The sequence below is a fragment of the Oryzobacter faecalis genome (assembly GCF_046764005.1).
Taxonomy (GTDB): Bacteria; Actinomycetota; Actinomycetes; order Actinomycetales; family Dermatophilaceae; genus Oryzobacter; species Oryzobacter faecalis.
Genome location: NZ_JBKOFW010000001.1, coordinates 804,819 through 823,138 on the forward strand (window position 1 = coordinate 804,819; position 18,320 = coordinate 823,138).

The 18,320-nt window shown below is 74.4% G+C and carries 12 protein-coding genes; 8 read left to right on the plus strand and 4 right to left on the minus strand.

What is annotated here, in order from left to right:
• Window positions 1-15: 15 nt before the first annotated feature.
• Complete coding sequence (locus ACK8HX_RS03760; RefSeq protein ID WP_411939301.1) at window positions 16-2,112, minus strand: elongation factor G; 2,097 nt, start codon at window positions 2,110-2,112, stop codon at window positions 16-18.
• 150 nt (window positions 2,113-2,262) lie between these two features.
• The gene (locus ACK8HX_RS03765) at window positions 2,263-3,834 is read right to left on the minus strand and encodes an HNH endonuclease (RefSeq protein ID WP_411939302.1); all 1,572 of its coding nucleotides are present in this window, start codon (window positions 3,832-3,834) and stop codon (window positions 2,263-2,265) included.
• 141 nt (window positions 3,835-3,975) lie between these two features.
• On the opposite strand from ACK8HX_RS03765, the gene pgsA reads away from it, so the two are divergent.
• The 5 genes from pgsA to pdxS all read left to right on the plus strand — a co-directional run bounded on the left by pgsA (window position 3,976) and on the right by pdxS (window position 8,277).
• Window positions 3,976-4,590, plus strand: coding sequence for a phosphatidylinositol phosphate synthase (pgsA, locus tag ACK8HX_RS03770; RefSeq protein ID WP_411939303.1), 615 nt, complete (start codon window positions 3,976-3,978; stop codon window positions 4,588-4,590).
• Window positions 4,587-5,528: a phosphatidylinositol mannoside acyltransferase gene (locus tag ACK8HX_RS03775; RefSeq protein WP_411939304.1), complete on the plus strand. Its 942-nt coding sequence runs from the start codon at window positions 4,587-4,589 to the stop codon at window positions 5,526-5,528. Before pgsA ends, ACK8HX_RS03775 begins: the two co-directional genes overlap by 4 nt.
• Window positions 5,525-6,715 carry a glycosyltransferase family 4 protein gene (locus ACK8HX_RS03780; protein ID WP_411939305.1) on the plus strand — a complete coding sequence of 397 codons (1,191 nt, stop codon included), beginning with the start codon at window positions 5,525-5,527 and terminating at the stop codon, window positions 6,713-6,715. The genes ACK8HX_RS03775 and ACK8HX_RS03780 overlap by 4 nt, the downstream gene beginning before the upstream one ends.
• Complete coding sequence (locus tag ACK8HX_RS03785) at window positions 6,712-7,299, plus strand: hypothetical protein (RefSeq protein WP_411939306.1); 588 nt, start codon at window positions 6,712-6,714, stop codon at window positions 7,297-7,299. Before ACK8HX_RS03780 ends, ACK8HX_RS03785 begins: the two co-directional genes overlap by 4 nt.
• A 75-nt stretch (window positions 7,300-7,374) precedes the next feature.
• Complete coding sequence (gene pdxS / locus ACK8HX_RS03790) at window positions 7,375-8,277, plus strand: pyridoxal 5'-phosphate synthase lyase subunit PdxS (RefSeq protein WP_411939307.1); 903 nt, start codon at window positions 7,375-7,377, stop codon at window positions 8,275-8,277.
• 24 nt (window positions 8,278-8,301) lie between these two features.
• On the opposite strand, the gene kynU is transcribed toward pdxS, so the two are convergent.
• The gene (gene kynU, locus ACK8HX_RS03795; protein WP_411939308.1) at window positions 8,302-9,540 is read right to left on the minus strand and encodes a kynureninase; all 1,239 of its coding nucleotides are present in this window, start codon (window positions 9,538-9,540) and stop codon (window positions 8,302-8,304) included.
• Window positions 9,541-9,608: 68 nt separating this feature from the next.
• On the opposite strand from kynU, the gene ACK8HX_RS03800 reads away from it, so the two are divergent.
• Both ACK8HX_RS03800 and ACK8HX_RS03805 read left to right on the plus strand, forming a co-directional pair.
• Entirely contained in the window at window positions 9,609-11,279 is a 1,671-nt protein-coding gene (locus ACK8HX_RS03800; RefSeq protein ID WP_411939309.1) for a LuxR C-terminal-related transcriptional regulator, read from the plus strand.
• Between the two features lie 105 nt (window positions 11,280-11,384).
• Window positions 11,385-12,494, plus strand: a complete 1,110-nt coding sequence (locus tag ACK8HX_RS03805) for a class I SAM-dependent methyltransferase (RefSeq protein WP_411939310.1) — start codon at window positions 11,385-11,387, stop codon at window positions 12,492-12,494.
• Window positions 12,495-12,512: 18 nt separating this feature from the next.
• Here the strand turns inward: ACK8HX_RS03805 and ACK8HX_RS03810 are convergent, their stop codons facing one another.
• Entirely contained in the window at window positions 12,513-14,267 is a 1,755-nt protein-coding gene (locus ACK8HX_RS03810; RefSeq protein ID WP_411939311.1) for a helix-turn-helix transcriptional regulator, read from the minus strand.
• Window positions 14,268-14,392: 125 nt separating this feature from the next.
• Here ACK8HX_RS03810 and ACK8HX_RS03815 point away from each other — a divergent pair, with 125 nt between their 5' ends.
• Entirely contained in the window at window positions 14,393-18,229 is a 3,837-nt protein-coding gene (locus ACK8HX_RS03815; RefSeq protein WP_411939312.1) for a CARDB domain-containing protein, read from the plus strand.
• Window positions 18,230-18,320 lie beyond the last annotated feature (91 nt).

Sequence of the window (18,320 nt, forward strand, 5' to 3'; positions counted from 1 at the left end):
GCAGCGCCCCGGGCTTCAGGCGTCGGCGGTGAGGTGCTCGCGGGCCAGCCGGTCGGGGAGCTGCTCGTAGCCGCGCTCCTCGCGGTGGAAGCTCCCGGTGCCGTGCGCGAGCGAGCGCAGCGCGACCGCGTAGTCGAGCAGCTCGAGCTGCGGCACCGCGGCCTCGAGCACCGACCGGCCGGGCTCGCCGTCGGCGGGGGCCGAGCCGATGATCTGGCCGCGACGGGTGCCGATGTCGGTCATGACCGCCCCGAGGTACTCGTCGTCGACCGTCACGGTGACCGTGTCGACCGGCTCGAGGAGGCAGAGGGTCGAGGGCGACGCGAGCTCGCGCAGGGCGAGCCCCGCCGCGGTCTGGAAGGCGATGTCCGAGGAGTCCACCGAGTGCGCCTTGCCGTCGGTGAGGGTGACCTTGACGTCGACGACGGGCCACCCCGCGAGCAGGCCCTTGGCCAGCTGCGTGTGCACCCCCTTCTCCACGCTGCCGATGAACTGGCGCGGCACCGCGCCGCCGACGACCTTCTCGGCGAACTCGACGCCGCTGCCGCGGGGGAGCGGCTCGAGGACGAGGTGGCACACCGCGAACTGGCCGTGGCCCCCGGACTGCTTGACGTGACGGCCCTGGGCCTCCGAGCGCGACACCGCGGTCTCGCGCATCGCCACCTTGACCGGCACCTGCTCGACCCCGACGTTGAACCGCGAGCGCAGCCGCGCGAGGACGAGGTCGAGGTGCGCCGGACCGGTGGTCCACAGCACGACCTGGCCGGTGCCGGCGTCGTGCTCGATGCGCAGTGACGGGTCCTCGGCGGCGAGCTCGCGGAACGCCACCGGCATCCGGTCCTCGTCCGCGCGGGTCGCGGCCGCGACCGCCGCGGGGAGCAGGGCCTCCGGCAGCGCCCACGGCGTGACGAGCAGGGGCTGGTCGGGGGAGGAGAGCGTGTCCGAGGTCTGGGCCGTCGCGAGCTTGGTCACGACGACGACCTCGCCCGCCACGGCCTCGTTCTTCGGCTGCAGCTCGCCGTCGAGGGGAGCCGCGATGGCTCCGGGGCGGACGTCCTCGTCGTGGGGCGCGTGCCCCTCGCCCGTGGGGACGCCGAGCAGCTCGAGGTGCCCGGAGACGTGCACGGCGCGGTCGGTGCGCAGCCGCCCGGAGAACACCCGCACGAGGGAGAGGTGCCCGACGTAGGCGTCGGACTCGGTGTGGACGACCTCGGCCACCAGCGGACCGTCGGGATCGGCCGTGATCGTGACCGGCGCGCCACCGGAGGTTCCCGTGACCGTCGGGAGGGCGTGGAGCCCCGGGTGCGGGAAGCCGGCCTCGACGAGGTGGAGCAGGACCCCGACACCGGCGCCGTTCTCGGCCGAGACCGGCAGGACGGGGTGGAACGTGCCGTGGGCGACCGCGGTGAGCAGGTCGCGCTCGAGGGTCTCGAAGTCGAGCTCCTCGCCCTCGAGGTAACGGTCCATGAGGGCGCCGTCCTCGGACTCCTCGATGATCCCCTCGATGAGGCCCGGCCGGTGGGTGTCGAAGACCTCGGCGTGCTCCGGCCCTGCGGGGCGCACCGTGCGCGCTCCTCCCGCGTAGTCGTGCACCTCGCCGAGGAGGAGGTCGGCGATGCACGTCACCGCGCCCTCGGACCCCGCGACCGGGACCCCGAGGGGCTGGACCCCGGCGCCGTAGTGGGCCCGGCAGTCCTCGAGCGTCGCCTCGAAGTCGGCCTCCCGGGCGTCGAGCTGGGTGATGACGACCGCCCGGGGCATCCCGACGAGCGCGCACTCGTGCCACAGCGCGCGGCTCTGTGCGTCGGCGCCGTCCGCGGCCGAGACGACGAAAAGGGCGGCATCCGCCGCCCTCAGCCCTGCCCGCACCTCCCCGACGAAGTCGGGGTGACCCGGCGCGTCGAGGAGGGTGAGCACCACCCCTCCGGTCCGGACCGTCGCGGCCCGCAGGCCCGTCGTGGGCTCGGTGCGACCGCGTGCCGAGCGTCCCGCGACGCACGCGTCGACGACGTGGTCGAAGAGCCGGGACTTGCCCGCGCCGCTCGGTCCGACGAGGACCACGTTGCGGATCCGGGTGGTGTCGCTGACGGTGGGGGCCACGGTGCCGCTCATGCCCCCACCTTTCCCCTGTCGGCGCGCACGCACAAGCGCTGGTCGGGAGTCACTCGCCGTCGTGTGCGCCGCGGGGGCCCGTCCCGTCGGAAGGAGTGTTCCGTCGTGGACGCCCGCACCTCTCGAGGCCATGGCAGCCTGCGGCGCCGTTCAGGCGGCGGGGGTCTCCTTGCGCCACGGGGCGCGGGCGTCGTCGAGGTCCTGCTCGCCGGCTGCGTCGGTGAACCACTCGTTCCACAGGGCGAGGTCGTGCTCGGCGACGCGGCTCTCGAGGTCGTCGTCGCCGGTGAGGGCGGCGGCGAGCTCGGCGAGGCGCGTGGGGGTGATCGGGGGTGGGTCGTGGGCGGAGCGTTCTCGGGCGATCTGTTCGAGGTGTCGGTCGTAGGAGCCCTCGGTGAGGTCCCACACGACGTACCGGCCGCGGGTGTCGGGTCTGGCTCGCACGGTGGCCCACAGGCGTCTGCGGTGGACGACCTGGTGGTGCCGTTCGCACAGCAGAGCGGCATTGTCGAGGTCGGTGGCCCCGCCGTCGAGCCAGTGCAGGGCGTGATGGGCGCGGGTCCACGCGGCCGGGGCGGCACACCCCGGGTAGGTGCAGCACCGGTCGCGACGGGCCAGCGCGCGACGTTGGGCGCGGGAGAACAGGCGGGCGACGCGGCCGAGGTCGAGGACTTCGCCGGCCGTGCCCAGGACGTGGGGGATGAGGTCGGCCTCGCAGCAGATCCGGCGCAGGGTCTCCACGGACAGCACGGTGCCGGTGGCGGTGGAGCCGAGGACCTCACCGCACCCGGTGCCCTCGACCAGGTCGTCCAGCGCGATGGTGAGGTGGACCGCGGCCGCGGCCCCACCCGTCCCGTCGGGGCCGGTGGTGTCGGCGTCGAGGCCGGAGGAGCGGCGGCAGACCTCGGTGAGGGCCTCGACGCGGCGCTGCCCGGCAGGGCGCAGGTCGCGTGCCCCGGTGGCGTCGTTGGGGGCGGGCGCGGACAGGGGCCCGATCGCCGCTTCGAGGGCGACGGCCTGCTCGGGTGTCATCCGCAGCTGGTACTCGGTGAGGTCGGTGGACGCGACCAGCGGCGCGGACAGCCGCGCCGACCCTGCGAGCCTCTGCTGCACCGCGTCGAGCTCGCCAGGCATCCCGTACCGCGCCAACAGCGCCGGCCGCAGCCGGCGCAGCACCCCGACACCGTGGCCGCGACCGAGCTCGACCAGCCCGTCCGCGACGCTCGGCAGCGCCTCCGGCCGCAGTCGTGGCCGCAGCCGCTCCACCTCGCCCAGGGCCGCCACGCCCACCGAAGGGGACATCTCACCAGCGAGCACGGCGTGGGCGATGCGCCCCTCGGCGGTGTCCGGGTCGACCAGCGGTGCGTCCGGGGCCAGGGACCCAGCCCCGTCTCCGCCCGCGGCCAGCAACGCGACCTTCGCGGCTGCTGCTGCGGTTCCCTGCCGGGTCGCGGGTGCGTGCTCGCGCAGCCACTCGATCACAGCGGCTGTCCCCACCCGGCCGGTCGCTCCGCCGAGGACCTCGCCGCGCACCAGCGCCTCGAGCGTGACCGCCACCCGGGCCGCCTCCGCCGACGAGGCCACCGCGTCGACCTGACCGAGCAGCTCGGCCAGCTCAGGTCCCGCGGCCTCGTGCAGGACCTCGCCCAGCGCGTCCAGGGCCTCATGGGCAGCGCGAATCCGGGAGCGACGCTCCGCCAGACCCAACCCCCCGGTGACCATGCCCACATGATATCGAACAAAGGTACGATGGAGCAACGACGCTTCCGGGCGCTGTGGACAACTCGTCCGCGTCCCGCCGGACCGCCGCCGACGGGTCGCGGCGCGGGTGCGCGCAACGGCCCCACTACGCTGGGCGCCACCATGCTGAACCGATACGCGCGCGCCTTCTTCACCACGGTGCTCAGCCCCGTCGCCCGGGTGCTCGTCCGCCTCGGCATCAGCCCCGACGTCGTCACGGTCATCGGCACGCTCGGCGTCTGCGTCGGCGCCCTCGCCTTCTACCCGCGCGGCGAGTTCCTCGTCGGCACCCTCGTCATCACGGCGTTCGTCTTCTCGGACACCGTCGACGGGATCATGGCGCGGATGACCGGCCGGTCCGGCCGGTGGGGCGCCTACCTCGACTCCACCCTCGACCGGGTCGGCGACGCCGCAATCTTCGGGGGCCTCGTCCTGTGGTACGCCGGCGACGGCGACGCGGCCTGGATGGCGGCGCTCGCCCTCGCCTGCCTCATCCTCGGCAGCGTCGTCTCGTACGCCAAGGCGCGGGCCGAGGGGCTCGGGATGACGGCGGACGTCGGCATCGCCGAGCGCGCCGACCGGCTCGTCGTCGTCCTCGTCGCCACGGGTTTCACGGGCCTGCTCGACCTGCCGACGGTCTTCCTCGGAGCCGTCCTGGCACTCCTCGCGCTCGCGAGCCTGGTCACCGTCGTCCAGCGGATGCTGGCCGTGCGCCGGCAGGCGCTGGGCGCGGCGTGAGCCCGGCCCGCCGCACCGGCCCCGAGGCGCTGGCGCTCGCCGCGCACCGCGCCGGCTGGGGGATCGTCCGGCGCCTGCCGGAGCGGGTCGCCTACGCGCTGTTCGACCGGGCCGCCGACCTCACCGTCGCCCGAGGGGGAGCGGCCCGGATGCGCTCGAACTACGCCCGGGTCCGCCCCGACCTCGACGATCCCTCGCTGGACGCCCTGGTGCGCGAGGGCATGCGCCGCTACCTGCGCTACTACTGCGAGGCCTTCCGCCTGCCAGACCTCGGACCCGACGACATCCTGGCGCGCGTGCGGGCCGAGGGGGACGGGCCGGTCCGCGAGGTCATCGAGGGCGGCGGGTCGGTCGTCGCGTTCCTCGGGCACCTCGGCAACTGGGACCTCGCCGGCGCCTGGGGCACGCTGCACCTGGGGCCCGTGACGACCGTCGCCGAGCGGCTCGAGCCCGAGGAGGTCTTCGAGGAGTTCCTCGCCTTCCGGGAGGGCCTGGGCATGACGATCATCCCGCTCACCGGCGGGGTCAACCCGTTCCCGGCGCTGCGCGAGGCGGCCCGGAGGCCCGGCATCATCCCGCTGCTCGCGGACCGCGACCTCACCGCCAAGGGCGTCGTCGTCGACTTCTGCGGGCACCCGGCCCGGATGGCTCCCGGCCCGGCGCTCCTCGCGCTCACCGAGGACCGCCCCCTGCACCCCGTGTCCATCCGCCACGAGCGGCGCGGCACCGGGTGGGGCATCGTCATCACCTTCCACCCCGCGGTCGACGTCCCCCCGCCGGGACCGACCCGCGAGCGGGTGACCGCGATGACGCAGCAGTGCGCCGACGTCCTCGGGGCCGCGGTGCTGGAGCACCCGGCCGACTGGCACATGCTCCAGCGGGTCTTCCTCGCCGACCTCGACCCCGCCCGCCCGGCCACCTCGGAGGTGGGCCCGTGAGGATCGGGATGGTCTGCCCCTACGCCTGGGACGTGCCCGGCGGGGTGCAGTTCCACGTCCGCGACCTCGCCGAGCACTTCCTCGCGCAGGGCCACGAGGTGCAGGTGCTCGCGCCCGCCGACGACGACGCGGTGCTGCCGCCCTACCTCACCTCGTGCGGCCGCCCGGTGCCGGTGCGCTACAACGGCTCGGTCGCCCGGCTGACGTTCGGGCCGGTCACCTCGGCGCGCGTCACCCGCTGGCTCGAGGCCGGCGACTTCGACGTCCTGCACCTCCACGAGCCGGTGACCCCCTCCGCGTCGGTCATGGCGCTGTGGGCCTCCACAGAACCCGTCGTCGCGACCTTCCACACCTCGACCCCGCGCTCGCGCGCCATGCACTCGGCCCACCCGCTGCTGCGCCCGTCGCTGGAGAAGATCCGCGGGCGGATCGCGGTGTCGGAGGACGCCCGCGCCACGGTGCGCCGCCACCTGCGGGGGGAGGCGTTCGTCATCCCCAACGGGGTGCACGTCGACCGGTTCGCCTCGGCGTCGGTCGACGAGCGCTTCGCCGGGACGCCGGAGCGACCCACGCTGGCCTTCCTCGGGCGGGTCGACGAGCCGCGCAAGGGCCTCGCCGTCGCGCTGCGGGCCCTGCCCGAGGTCCTCGACCGGTACCCCGGGGCCCGCCTCCTCGTCGCCGGCCCGGGCGACGCCGCCGACCTGCTGCGCGTCGCCGACTCCCGGGCGGCCGCGGCCGTCGAGGTGCTCGGCGCGGTGTCCGAGCCGGACAAGGCCGCCCTGCTGCGCTCGGCCGACGCCTACGTCGCGCCCCACCTCGGCGGCGAGAGCTTCGGGATCGTCCTCGTCGAGGCGATGGCGGCCGGCGCCCCGGTCGTGGCGTCCGACCTGTCGGCCTTCACCGCCGTCCTCGACGGCGGGCGCACCGGCGTGCTGTTCGAGACCGGGTCGCACGCCGGCCTCGCCGCCGCCGTCACCGGGCTGCTCGACGACCCCGGACGGCGGGAGGCGCTCACGGCGGCAGGACGCGACCGGGCGCGGGTCTTCGACTGGTCCGTCGTCGCTGGGCGGGTCATGGCCGTGTACGAGACCGTCATCGAGGGGGCCGGTGCCGAACCCGACGACACCGCACCCCGTGGGCTGTGGGGCCGCCTCGTGCGCGGCGGTCCGGGAGGAGGTTCCTCGTGATCGACGTGCTCCAGGTGGCGACCTTCCTCGTCATCGTCCTCATCGGGGTGGCCTGGTACCTGTCGTACTCGGCCGCCCGCCTCGACCGGCTCCACGCCAAGGTGGAGGGGGCGATGTGGGCGCTCGACGCCCAGCTCGTCCGGCGCGCCGAGGCCGCCCTCGAGCTCGCCAACAGCGGGTCCCTCGAGCCGGCGAGCGCGCTCCTCGTCGCCGACGCCGCGACCGAGTCGATCGAGCGGACCACGGAGCAGCCGGTCGACGACGACCTGCTCGACGGGCAGCACTTCGGCGGGCGCGAGCACGTCGAGAGCGACCTCAGCCAGGCGCTTCGCGCCGCGCTCACCGAGGACGTCGTCGCGTCCGTCCGGGCCGGCGACGACGACCTCGGTGCCGAGGCCCTCGACCGGCTCGCGGCCAGCGGGCTGCGGGTGCAGCTGGCCCGGCGCTTCCACCACGACGCGACCCGTGAGGTGCGGCGGGTCCGGGCCAAGGGCGTCGTCCGGCTCTTCCGCCTCGCCGGCCACGCGGCCCTCCCCGAACCGGTCGAGTTCGACGACGAGCTTCCCGCCGCGCTGTCGCGCTGAGGGCGCTGGGCGGGGCGCCGGGGCCGGGCCGGACCCGGGTCGGAGGGCCCCCGCCGCGGACCTACACTGGGCGCCATGAGCGAGCAGCAGAACCCCCAGGGCACCGGCACGACCCGCGTCAAGCGCGGCATGGCCGAGATGCTCAAGGGCGGGGTCATCATGGACGTCGTCACCGCCGAGCAGGCCAGGATCGCCGAGGACGCCGGCGCCGTCGCCGTCATGGCCCTCGAGCGGGTCCCGGCCGACATCCGGGCCCAGGGTGGCGTGTCGCGGATGAGCGACCCCGACATGATCGACGGCATCATCGAGGCCGTCTCGATCCCCGTCATGGCCAAGGCCCGCATCGGCCACTTCGTCGAGGCTCAGGTGCTGCAGAGCCTCGGCGTCGACTACATCGACGAGTCCGAGGTCCTCACCCCGGCCGACTACGCGAACCACATCGACAAGTGGCAGTTCACCGTGCCCTTCGTCTGCGGCGCGACCAACCTCGGCGAGGCGCTGCGCCGGATCACCGAGGGTGCGGCGATGATCCGCTCCAAGGGCGAGGCCGGCACCGGCGACGTCTCGAACGCCACGACCCACATGCGCCGGATCCGCCAGGAGATCCGCCGCCTCCAGAACCTCCCCGAGGACGAGCTGTACGTCGCGGCCAAGGAGCTCCAGGCGCCGTACGACCTCGTCAAGGAGGTCGCCCAGCTCGGGAAGCTGCCGGTCGTGCTCTTCACCGCCGGCGGCATCGCCACCCCGGCCGACGCGGCGATGATGATGCAGCTCGGCGCCGAGGGCGTGTTCGTCGGCTCCGGCATCTTCAAGTCGGGCAACCCGGCCCAGCGCGCCGAGGCGATCGTCCAGGCGACGACCTTCCACGACGACCCCGACGTCATCGCCAAGGTCTCGCGCGGCCTCGGCGAGGCGATGGTCGGCATCAACGTCGACGAGATCCCGCAGCCGCACCGCCTGGCCGAGCGCGGCTGGTGAGCGACGGGCCGGTCCGCCGCGCCCTCAGGTGACGGTGGACCGCGCCCGGAACTCCTCGCGCTCGAACTCGCCCTCGTCGAGGACGGCGCGCAGGTGCTCGGCGGCCCGCAGGACGTCGGCGTGGGTGAGGTACAGCGGCGCGAACCCGAGCCGCACGATGTCCGGTTCGCGGAAGTCGCCGACGACGCCGCGCGCGATGAGCGCCTGCACCACGGCGTAGGCCTCGCGGTGGCGCACGCTCACCTGCGAGCCGCGCCGGTGGCCCTCGCGCGGGGTCGCCACCGGCAGCTCCGGGGCGAGCGCGTCGAGGCACTCGAGGAAGAACCCCGTCAGCGAGAGCGACCGCTCGCGCGCGTCGGCGACGGACACCCCGTCGTACGCCCCGAGCGCGGCGTCGAGCGCCGCGACCCCGATGACCGGCGGGGTGCCCACGCGCCCCCGGGCGATGCCGGGCGCGGGGACGAAGTCGGGCGCCATCGCGAACGGGGTCGCGTGGCCGTTCCACCCGGCGAGGGGCTGGTCGAACGCGTCGAGGTGCCGCCGCGCCACGTAGAGGTAGGCCGGGGCGCCGGGCCCGCCGTTGAGGTACTTGTAGCCGCACCCCACCGCGAGGTCGACCTCGTGCTCGTCGAGCCCGACCTCGAGGACCCCGGCCGAGTGGCACAGGTCCCAGCACACGAGCGCCCCGACCGCGTGGGCGGCGCGGGTGAGCGCCGGCAGGTCCCAGAGCTCACCCGTGCGGTAGTCGACCGAGGAGTACGAGGCGAGGGCGAGGTCGTGGCCGAGCTCCTCGATGCGGGCGACGGCGGCCGACGGCTCGACCCGCTCGACGACGACCCCGGCGTCGCGGGCGGCGGCCTCGGTGACGTAGAGGTCGGTCGGGAACGACCCGGGGTCGGTGAGGACGACCCGGCGCCCGGGCCGCAGCCGCACGCCCCCGACGACCGCCTTGTAGAGGTTGACCGACGTCGAGTCGGTGACGACGACCTGGCCCGGCGCGGCGCCGACGAGCCGCCCCAGCCGGTCCCCGACCCGGGTCGGGGCGTCCCACCACCCGGCCTCGTTCCAGCTCGCGATGAGCCGGCTGCCCCACTGCCGGTGGACGACGTCGGCGACCGCCTCGGCCACCCCGGCCGGCAGGGCGCCCAGCGAGTTGCCGTCGAGGTACACGACCCCGGGCGGCAGCCGGAACCGGCCGCGCAGGTCGGTTCCCGCATGGCGGGTGTCGAGCTCACGGGCGCGGTCGGTCAGCGCTGACGACATGTCCCGACCGTACCGGTGCCCCTGCCGTCGTCCGCGGTGCGGGCGTACCCTCCCAGCAGGAGGCGCCGATGGGGTCCGACGAGGTCGGCCGGGCGCGCGAGGCGTTCGCCGCCGGTGACTGGCGCCGGGCCCGCGCGCTGCTCGAGCGCGTGCGCGACGGGGCGGCCGCGGACGGCCACTCCGCGGCAGGCGACCTCGCGGCGCCCGACCTCGAGCTCCTCGCCCGCGCGACATGGTGGCTGGGCGACACGGCCGCCTCGCGCGAGGTCGCCGAGGACGCCTACCGGGCCCGCGCGGCCGCCGGGGAGAGCGAAGCGGCGGCGTCCGTCGCGCTCGAGCTCGCGCTGTCGTGGGCGCTCGAGGGTGACGTCGTCATCGGGCAGGCCTGGCTCAACCGGGCGCACCGGGTGCTGCGCGACCTCGAGGAGGGCCCGACCCACGGCTACCTGCGCTACCTCGAGGGGAGCTTCGCCCTCGAGCTGTCCGGGGACCAGGACTCCGCCGCCCGCAGCGCCTCCGAGGTGCTCGCCCTCGCCGAGCGGTTCGACGACGACGCACTGCGGGCCATGGCCCTCGCGCTGTCGGGCCTCGCGGCGCTGTGGGGTGGTCGCACCGAGGTCGGTTTCGGCGACCTCGACGAGGCGATGCTCGTCGTGCTCTCCGGCGCGGTGCCGCCGTTGTGGGCGGGCGACGTCCACTGCACCGTCATCCACCTGTGCCACGAGCTCGGCGACCTCGCGAGGATGCGGGCCTGGACCGACACGATGAACCGCTGGGCGGCGCCGCTGTCCAGCACGTTCCTCTACGCCGCCGTCACCCGCGTCCACCAGCTCCAGCTGCTCTCGGCCGAGGGGGAGTGGGACGAGGTCGAGCGCGAGGTGTCCGGCCTGAGCCGCGCGCTCGTCGGCTCCCACGGCTGGGTCGCGGGGGAGGGCTACCGCGAGCTCGGCGACATCCGCCGGCTGAGCGGCGACCGCGACGGGGCCCGCGCCGCCTACGAGCGGGCCCGCGACCTCTCCGTCAGCGCGGAGCCGGGGGCCGCGCTCCTCGCCGAGGCGGAGGGACGCCCCGCTGAGGCCCTGGCCCTGCTGCGCGCCGCCCTCGGCGAGAGCGGCCACATCGGTCGGGCCCGGTTGCTGCTGCCCACGGTCGAGGTGGCCCTGCGCGCGGGCGACGTCCCCCTGGCCGAGTCCGCCGCCACCGAGCTCGCCGAGACCGCCCGCCGGCACGACACGCCCGGGCTGCGCGCCTGGGCCGACCACGCGGCCGCCGAGCTGCTGCTCCACCGCGGTGCCTGGCAGGAGGCGCTGGCTCCCCTCGAGACGGCGGCGGCGGTCTACCGCGCGCAGCGGTCCCGGTACGCGACCGCGCGCGTCCACGAGCTCGTCGCCCGGGCCCACGACGGCCTCGGCCACCGCGCCCTCGCCGAGGCCGAACGGGCCACGGCCACCGCGATCTACGACCGGCTCGGGGCCGCACCCGACGTCGCGCGGCTCGCCCCACACCGACCCCCGGGTGGGCTGACCGAGCGCGAGGTCGAGGTGCTGCGCCGGGTCGCCCGGGGCGCGAGCAACCGCGACGTCGCCCGCGAGCTCGTCATCAGCGAGAAGACCGTGAGCCGCCACCTCGCGAACGTCTACGCCAAGGCGGGGGTCTCGAGCCGCACGGCCGCGGCCGCGTGGGCGCGCGAGCACGGCATCGACGCCGCCCCGCTGGCGCCTGCACCGAACACCCCATGAGGGCGCGCCGCGGTTGCACGATCCGCCCGATGAGGGGTGCCCGGCCGCGCTCCTAGCGTCGACGGCAGCCGGGCACACCGCCCGGGCCGACGACAGGAGCCACCGATGACCACCACCGAGACCCGTCTACAGCAGGGCACCACGACAGACCCCGCACCCGACGACACCGCCGACGCCGCGGCCGAGAACCCCACCCTCGACCGTCTCCTCCAGGTCATGGACGACGGCGCGCTCGCCCTCCTCATCGGCCTCGGCCACGAGACCGGTCTCCTCGAGGCCCTCGCCGACCTTCCCCCCGCGACGAGCCGGCAGGTCGCCGACGCCGCCGGGCTCGACGAGCGGTACGTGCGCGAGTGGCTGGGCGGGGCGGCCTGCGGCGAGCTCGTCGAGTACGACCCGGGCGCCGGCACCTACGCCCTCTGCCCGCAGGTGCGGCCGTTCGTCACGGGCAACGGCCCCGACAACCTCGCCCGGGTCATGCGCTACCTCGGGGCCATCGGCGCGGTGGCGCCCCGGCTCGTGGAGTGCTTCCGGCACGGCGGAGGGCTCGGCTACGCGGACTACCCCGACTTCCACCGGCTGCAGGCCGAGGAGAGCGCCGCCGTCAACGACGCCTCGCTCGTCGACACGATCATCCCTCTGACCGGCCTCGTCGACCGGTTGGTCGCGGGCATCGACGTCCTCGACGTCGGGTGCGGACGGGGCCACGCGGTCAACATCCTGGGTCGGGCGTTCCCGCGGAGCCGCTTCACCGGCTACGACTTCAGCGCGGACGCGCTCGTCGCCGCCCGTGCCGAGGCCGCGGCCTGGGGGCTGACCAACGTCACCTTCGAGGACCACGACGTCGCGACCCTCCCGGAGGGCGCCTTCGACCTCGTGACCGCCTTCGACGCGGTCCACGACCAGGCCCACCCCGCCACCGTGCTCGCTGCCGTGCGGAGGTCGCTGCGCGACGACGGCACCTTCCTCATGGTCGACATCAAGGCCTCGAGCGAGCTCGAGGACAACCTCGAGCTGCCCTGGGGCACCTTCCTCTACTGGATCTCGACCTTCCACTGCATGACGGTGTCGCTCGGACAGGGCGGTGAGGGGCTCGGCACGGTCTGGGGCACCCAGCTCGCCGAACGGATGGTGCGGGCGGCCGGCTTCGGTGACGTCACCGTCAACGAGCTCGCCGACGACCCGTTCAACGTCTACGTCGTGGCCCGGCCCTGAGCGTCGGGCCCCCGGGGGTCACGCGCCGTCGGCGAGCAGCTGCGCCAGCTTGCGCTTCGGCACCCCGCCGAACTTCTCCCTGACCCGCAGGACGTGCCCCCGCGCGGTCCCGATGGAGATGTGCAGCTCGTCGGCGATCTCCTGCGCCGTGAGGCCCTGGGCTGCGAGGGTGGCGACCTCGCGCTCGCGGGTCGTCAGTCCCGCGGTCGACACGAGCCGTTGGCTGGCGGGGACGGCCGGCAGGTCGGCCCCGCGGTGCAGGCTGCGGTCGCGCAGGACGGCCGCGAGCGACCGGTCGGCGCCATGGGCCTGGAACAGGTCGATCGCCCGGCGCCGCAACGCGTTCCCCGAGGCGGCGTCGGGTGCGAGCCCGGCCGCGTCGTGCAGCAGGCGGCCGGCGGTGACGGGCTCGGGGAGTGCGGCGAGCCGCTCGGCGGCCTCGACGACCCGCTCGTGGCCACCGGCGACGAGGCCCTCGACGGCGAGGCGCAGGGCCGCGCCGCGTGGGTTCGTCGGCCACAGGTCGGCCATTCCCTCCAGCACCTCGGCGCCCTGCGCGCGGTCCTCCCGGGCGATGACGAGGGCGAGGTCCTCCCACCCGAAGTGCACGCCCATCCGGGCCGCCTGGTCGAGGGCCGAGCGCAGGTCCCGCAGCGGGGAGGGCTCCCGCCGGGCCACCCGCACCTCCGCCCGCACGGCGAGGGCGAGCCACAGCATCTGCTCGTCGAACTCGATGTGGCCGATGGCCTCGTCGAGGACGCCCGGCTCGGGGCGGCCCTCGCGCTCGAGGGAGACGGCCCCGAGGACGATGCCGCCCATGCCGGTGGCCATCTGCGGGCGCCCCGACCGGGCGGCGCGTCCCGCGGCGACCGCGCCGACGTGGTCGCCGGTGCGCCAGAGGACGAGCGCCTCGACGGCCGCGAACTTGCGCGCCCACGTCGCACCGTGCGCGAGGAGCTTGCCCTCGCGCGCGACCCGCGTGGCGAGCCCGTAGTCGCCGTGGCCGTAGGCCGTGTGGGCCCAGTTGAACTGGTTGAGGCTGGCGATCTCGGCGGTGACGGCATCAGGGCTGGACGGCAGGACCTCGGCGGCCTCGCGCCAGTGCTCCAGGGCGCTCGGCCGGTCCAGGTAGGTCTCGCAGCCGGCGAGGCGGCCGGCGCAGAAGGCCACGGCCCACGGGTCGGCGGTGCGACGGGCGAGGGCGAGGCCCTCGCGCCCGACGGTGACGCGGTAGTCACCGCTCAGGCCGTCCTCGCGCGGCCAGCACAGCTCGCCGAGGGTGACCGCCTGGCCCCGGAGGTCGCCCGCGAGCCGGAACTCCGCGAGGGCCCGGGTGAGGATCTCCGGCGTCTCCGCGGCGGTCCCGGCGCGACCCCGGGTGAACAGCAGCGCCCCACGAGCGTCGGACGACCGCACCCGCGCCGCGAGGTCCTCGAGGAACGGGTGGGCGTCGATGAGCTCGCTGCCCCAGGCGCAGACGACGACCGCGAGCTCGCCGATGGCGACGCGGTCACCGTCCGGGGCCGACACGGGCAGGGCGGCCGCGGTCGCGACGAGGAGGTCGAGCGCGGCCCGGGTCTCACCGCGCAGCCCGAGGGCCTCGGCGTCGCGCAGCGTCGGCCGGAGGGTGGGGGAGACCACCTCGGCGAAGGAGGCCAGGGCGGACCGCGACGAGACCCTGCGACGCGCGGCGGCCCGTCCCGCGGCGCGCCCCTCGGCGCGCCCCTCGGCGCGCGCGGCCGGCGGGCGGAGGGCGGGCACGGTCGCGGTCACGGGAGCACCCTAGATCGGCGTGACGGGGATACAGGCAGTTCCTACAGGTCCGCTGGCCCCCTGCCTCAGCGTTTCCTTATCCCTGACGCGCACACCCCCGCGCGCCCTGGAGTGGAGGAATCCCCATGCGTTCCATCACCACGAGGGCCGTCGCCCTCTCCTCGCTCGCCGTCGTCCTCGGCGCCTTCGCCGTCGGCGGCTCGGCCGTCGCCTCGACCCCGGCGACGAGCACCCTGCGCCCCGGCGAGGGCGACACGAGCACCGTCCGCTGGACGGGCGGGCCGTACACCGGCGCCGTCCTCACGCCCGAGAGCTGCACGGCGACGACGTGCGACACCCACGCCGTCACCCTCGAGATCCCCGACGGCTACTGGGACTCGCACGACGGTGGCGTCGAGATCGCCATCGCCTGGGCCTCGTCCTCCGAGGACTACGACCTGTACGTCGACGACGCGTCGGGTCGGCAGATCGGGTCCAGCGCCGCGGGTGCCACGACGAGCGAGAAGGTCGACCTCGGCACCCTCGAGCCCGGGCGGTACACCGTGCGCGTCGTGCCCTACACCACCGCCGGGTCGTCCTACACGGGCACCGCGACCCTGAAGGGCACCGCCGTCCCGACGGGGATGAAGTACCCGGAGAGCCGCAAGGCCGTCGAGGACGAGCTCGTCGTCGACTACCCGCTCAACGTCGTCTTCGTCGGGCGCAAGCCGACGCCCGCCGAGGTGGCCGAGCTCAAGGAGTGGACGCCGGACAAGTACCGCCCCACCGTCGCGACGAAGACCTCCGCGTCCGGGGAGACGACGCAGGTGGGGGCGGGTCTGCTCAACTGGAACAAGGACCACTTCGACGGCGACCCGTACTTCCAGGGGATCACCTACAACTACAAGGTCAACGTGCTGGCGGCCTCCGACGAGTACGCCAAGGCCCTCTTCCAGGTGGCGGAGGACGCCACGGCGCAGGGCCAGACCTACCACGCCGGGGCGGGCAGCACGCGGACCGCCAACCAGGTGAAGTACGACGCCGCGTTCGGCCAGCACCGGGTCCTCGCCAAGGGCGGCGACGCGTCGTACAAGGTCACCGACCCGTCCAAGACCGACCTCGTCGACGCCTACGCGGTGGAGGACTGGATCTTCCAGACCCGCTACGACGCCCGGTGGGAGTGCGCCTTCACGAACCTCGAGACCGGCGCCTGCAGCAACCCCTCGGTCGTCAACCCCGACAAGGGCGCCTACCACGACCCGTACTACGACAAGAACGGGTTGAACCTCGACCGGATGCCGCAGGGCCCGAACCAGGGCTCGTCGTACTTCTTCCTCGACACCTTCACGCCCGAGTACGCCAAGGACTACTTCCGCCCGAACGCGTACCACACGTACGGCACCGACAAGGTCATCGACGGCGCCATCGTGCCGAAGGCCGTCGAGGACGGCGGCTCGTGGCGGATCACCGACCCGGACACCGGGGACTGGGACGGCATCGACTACGCCCGCACCTGGGGTGGCCGCTACCGGTTCCACTTCGTCGACCTCGGCGCCGCGCCCAACGACTTCGAGTCCGCGACCTGGGCCGGACGCGGGCTGGGCATGTCCAGCGACTACCCGCACGGCGACCCGCCGGTGTGGCAGTACGCCTCCGACCCGCTGTGGCGCCAGTCCGGTGACACCTGCAAGACCGACGGCACGCCGGTCGCCGGGATGGACCTGCCGTACAACAACAACACCCCCTGCCGGATGATGCCGCGCCTCGCCCGCGACGTCGCCTACGGGCTCTTCTTCCGCTCGACCGCCGGCTTCCTCTACCGGCCGATCCCGCGGGGCGACACCTACTGGCTCGCCGTGTCGAACTGGACCGACTTCTACTCGCGACCGCAGTGGGTCAACGGTCAGCTCACCAACGCCCCCTACTACGGCACCTGGTGGACCGACATGGACAAGCTCTACAAGATCGGCGACGTCAGCGGCGGCACCCAGCAGGACGACACCCTGCGCTGGCTGTCCTCGGCGACCCCGTACGCCCGCTGGGTCGGTCGCAAGAACGAGACGATCCCGCTCTACGACCCGACGAACAACCAGCCGACGGGAGAGGTGCTCGACACCTCGCCGAAGTACGAGGACCTGCCCTCGCCCTCGCACCACGTGCAGACCTCCGACGACACCAAGCTCGTCCCGGAGCCGCTGCACGACGGGGACCACGAGCACGTCACCTACGGCGACAAGACGGTCGACCTCACGGCGGTCCAGGAGGCCCTCGAGAAGGCGAAGGCCACCGGTTCCGGCCTCGGCCCCGGCTATGACGGAGCGGTGTCGCACGAGTCGTTCCGCGACTTCATCGACGCCAACCCCGACGGCATCGCCGACCGCGTCGAGGGCGTCAACACGATCCCCGCGATCAACGTCGTCTTCGAGAAGACCCTCACCTGGGCCCTCCCGGCCATCGTCGGCGGCATCGCCGTGGGCACCTCCGACGGCGAGGCCTGGGGCGTCATGAACAACGTCAACGACCGCTTCAAGTCCAGCGACTCGCACTACCCGGGCGTCCAGCCCGGCGACGCCCCCGGCTCGAAGCGTTCGATGACCGACGCCTCGCTCCCGACCCAGGACAGCGGCGGCGGGTTCAGCTACACCATCGAGCACGAGGCCGCGCACAACCTGGGCCTCAGCCACCCGCACGACGGCTCCTACGGTGTCGACCGCTGCCCCGCCGGGCACCCGCAGGCCGGTCAGTGGGAGTGCTACTGGCAGGGCCTGGGCTGGATGTACGACGTGTCGGCCGCGCCGACGACGTACGCGATGTCGTACCGCCCCTACGAGGTGGAGGACCAGGACCAGCTCCAGCGCGGGCACACCGCGGAGTACCTCATCGGTGCCCAGGACGCGCTGCGCCAGCGGCTCGCCGACGAGGCAGCCGAGGGCCGGACCACCCCCTCCTCGGGCTGGACGTCCGACTTCGGACGGATGAAGCAGTGGCGCACCCAGGCCGGCGAGCTGTTCCGCAAGGGTGACTACCTCCACGCCGAGTACGCCGCCCGCAACGCGGCGCTCGCCGCCCGGGGCGTGCCGCAGACCGCGGCCAACACCTCGGCGCCGAAGCTCGTCGAGGCCGGCCAGGTCTTCTACTTCACGGTCAACCCCCAGGGCGACGGACGCCCCGCCGCGAAGCCGAACCTGAAGCCGACGACCCTCACGGCCGCGCAGCCGGAGCGGAAGCAGACCACCGTGTCGGTGGCGGTCGCCAACACGGGCACCGCGGCGGCCTCCGGGGTCACCGTCGAGCTCTTCGACGGCACGACCTCGCTCGGCACGACGGCTCCGGTGAACCTCGCCGCCGGCGCCACGACGACGGTGACGAAGGTCTGGGACACCAGGGCCGTCAAGGGGGACCGCACCCTCAAGGCCGTCGTCGACCCCGGCAACACCGTCGCCGAGTCGAGCGAGACCGACAACACGCTGACCCGGACGGTCACGGTCAAGGGCAACCGGGTCGAGAACGGTTCGTACGAGGTCTCTTCGGCCGGGACCGCCCCGGACGGCTGGACCGCGTCCGGTGGGACCACGTACGACACGTCGGGCGCCTACGCGACCGACGGGACCGACGCGGTCGGCCTCACCGGTGGCCTCACGCCCGGGAGCTGGGCCAGCGGACCGGTCGAGGTCGCGGCGGGCCAGACGTACGCGGTCGCGATGTCGGCGGCGAACGGGGTCCCCGGGCTGTCGGCCACCTTCCTCGACGGCACCGGGAAGGTCGTGTCGAAGATCGCCTCGGTCGACCTCGTCGTCAGCAAGATCGACGAGTCCGTCAGCAAGATCGACGAGTCCGTCAGCAAGATCGACGGCGCCGTGAGCAAGATCAGCGGGACGGTGACCGTCCCTGCCGGCGCCTCCCGCGTCGTGCTCACGGCACGGGCACCGGCAACCCTGCCAGCCGGTGCCACCCTGTGGCTCGACGACGTGTGGCTGTGGTGACCGGACGCATGGGAACGCCGGTCACCCGACCCACCTGACGAGCCGGGGCGAGACGCCCGTGCCGACGACCACCACCTCTGTCGGCACGGGC

Bases quoted from the DNA above. Each gene is read 5' to 3' on its own strand.
- ACK8HX_RS03760 (WP_411939301.1), bottom strand. From the start codon at position 2,112: ATGAGCGGCACCGTGGCCCCCACCGTCAGCGACACCACCCGGATCCGC.
- ACK8HX_RS03765 (WP_411939302.1), bottom strand. From the start codon at position 3,834: ATGGTCACCGGGGGGTTGGGTCTGGCGGAGCGTCGCTCCCGGATTCGC.
- pgsA (WP_411939303.1), top strand. From the start codon at position 3,976: ATGCTGAACCGATACGCGCGCGCCTTCTTCACCACGGTGCTCAGCCCC.
- pdxS (WP_411939307.1), top strand. From the start codon at position 7,375: ATGAGCGAGCAGCAGAACCCCCAGGGCACCGGCACGACCCGCGTCAAG.
- kynU (WP_411939308.1), bottom strand. From the start codon at position 9,540: ATGTCGTCAGCGCTGACCGACCGCGCCCGTGAGCTCGACACCCGCCAT.
- ACK8HX_RS03800 (WP_411939309.1), top strand. From the start codon at position 9,609: ATGGGGTCCGACGAGGTCGGCCGGGCGCGCGAGGCGTTCGCCGCCGGT.
- ACK8HX_RS03805 (WP_411939310.1), top strand. From the start codon at position 11,385: ATGACCACCACCGAGACCCGTCTACAGCAGGGCACCACGACAGACCCC.
- ACK8HX_RS03815 (WP_411939312.1), top strand. From the start codon at position 14,393: ATGCGTTCCATCACCACGAGGGCCGTCGCCCTCTCCTCGCTCGCCGTC.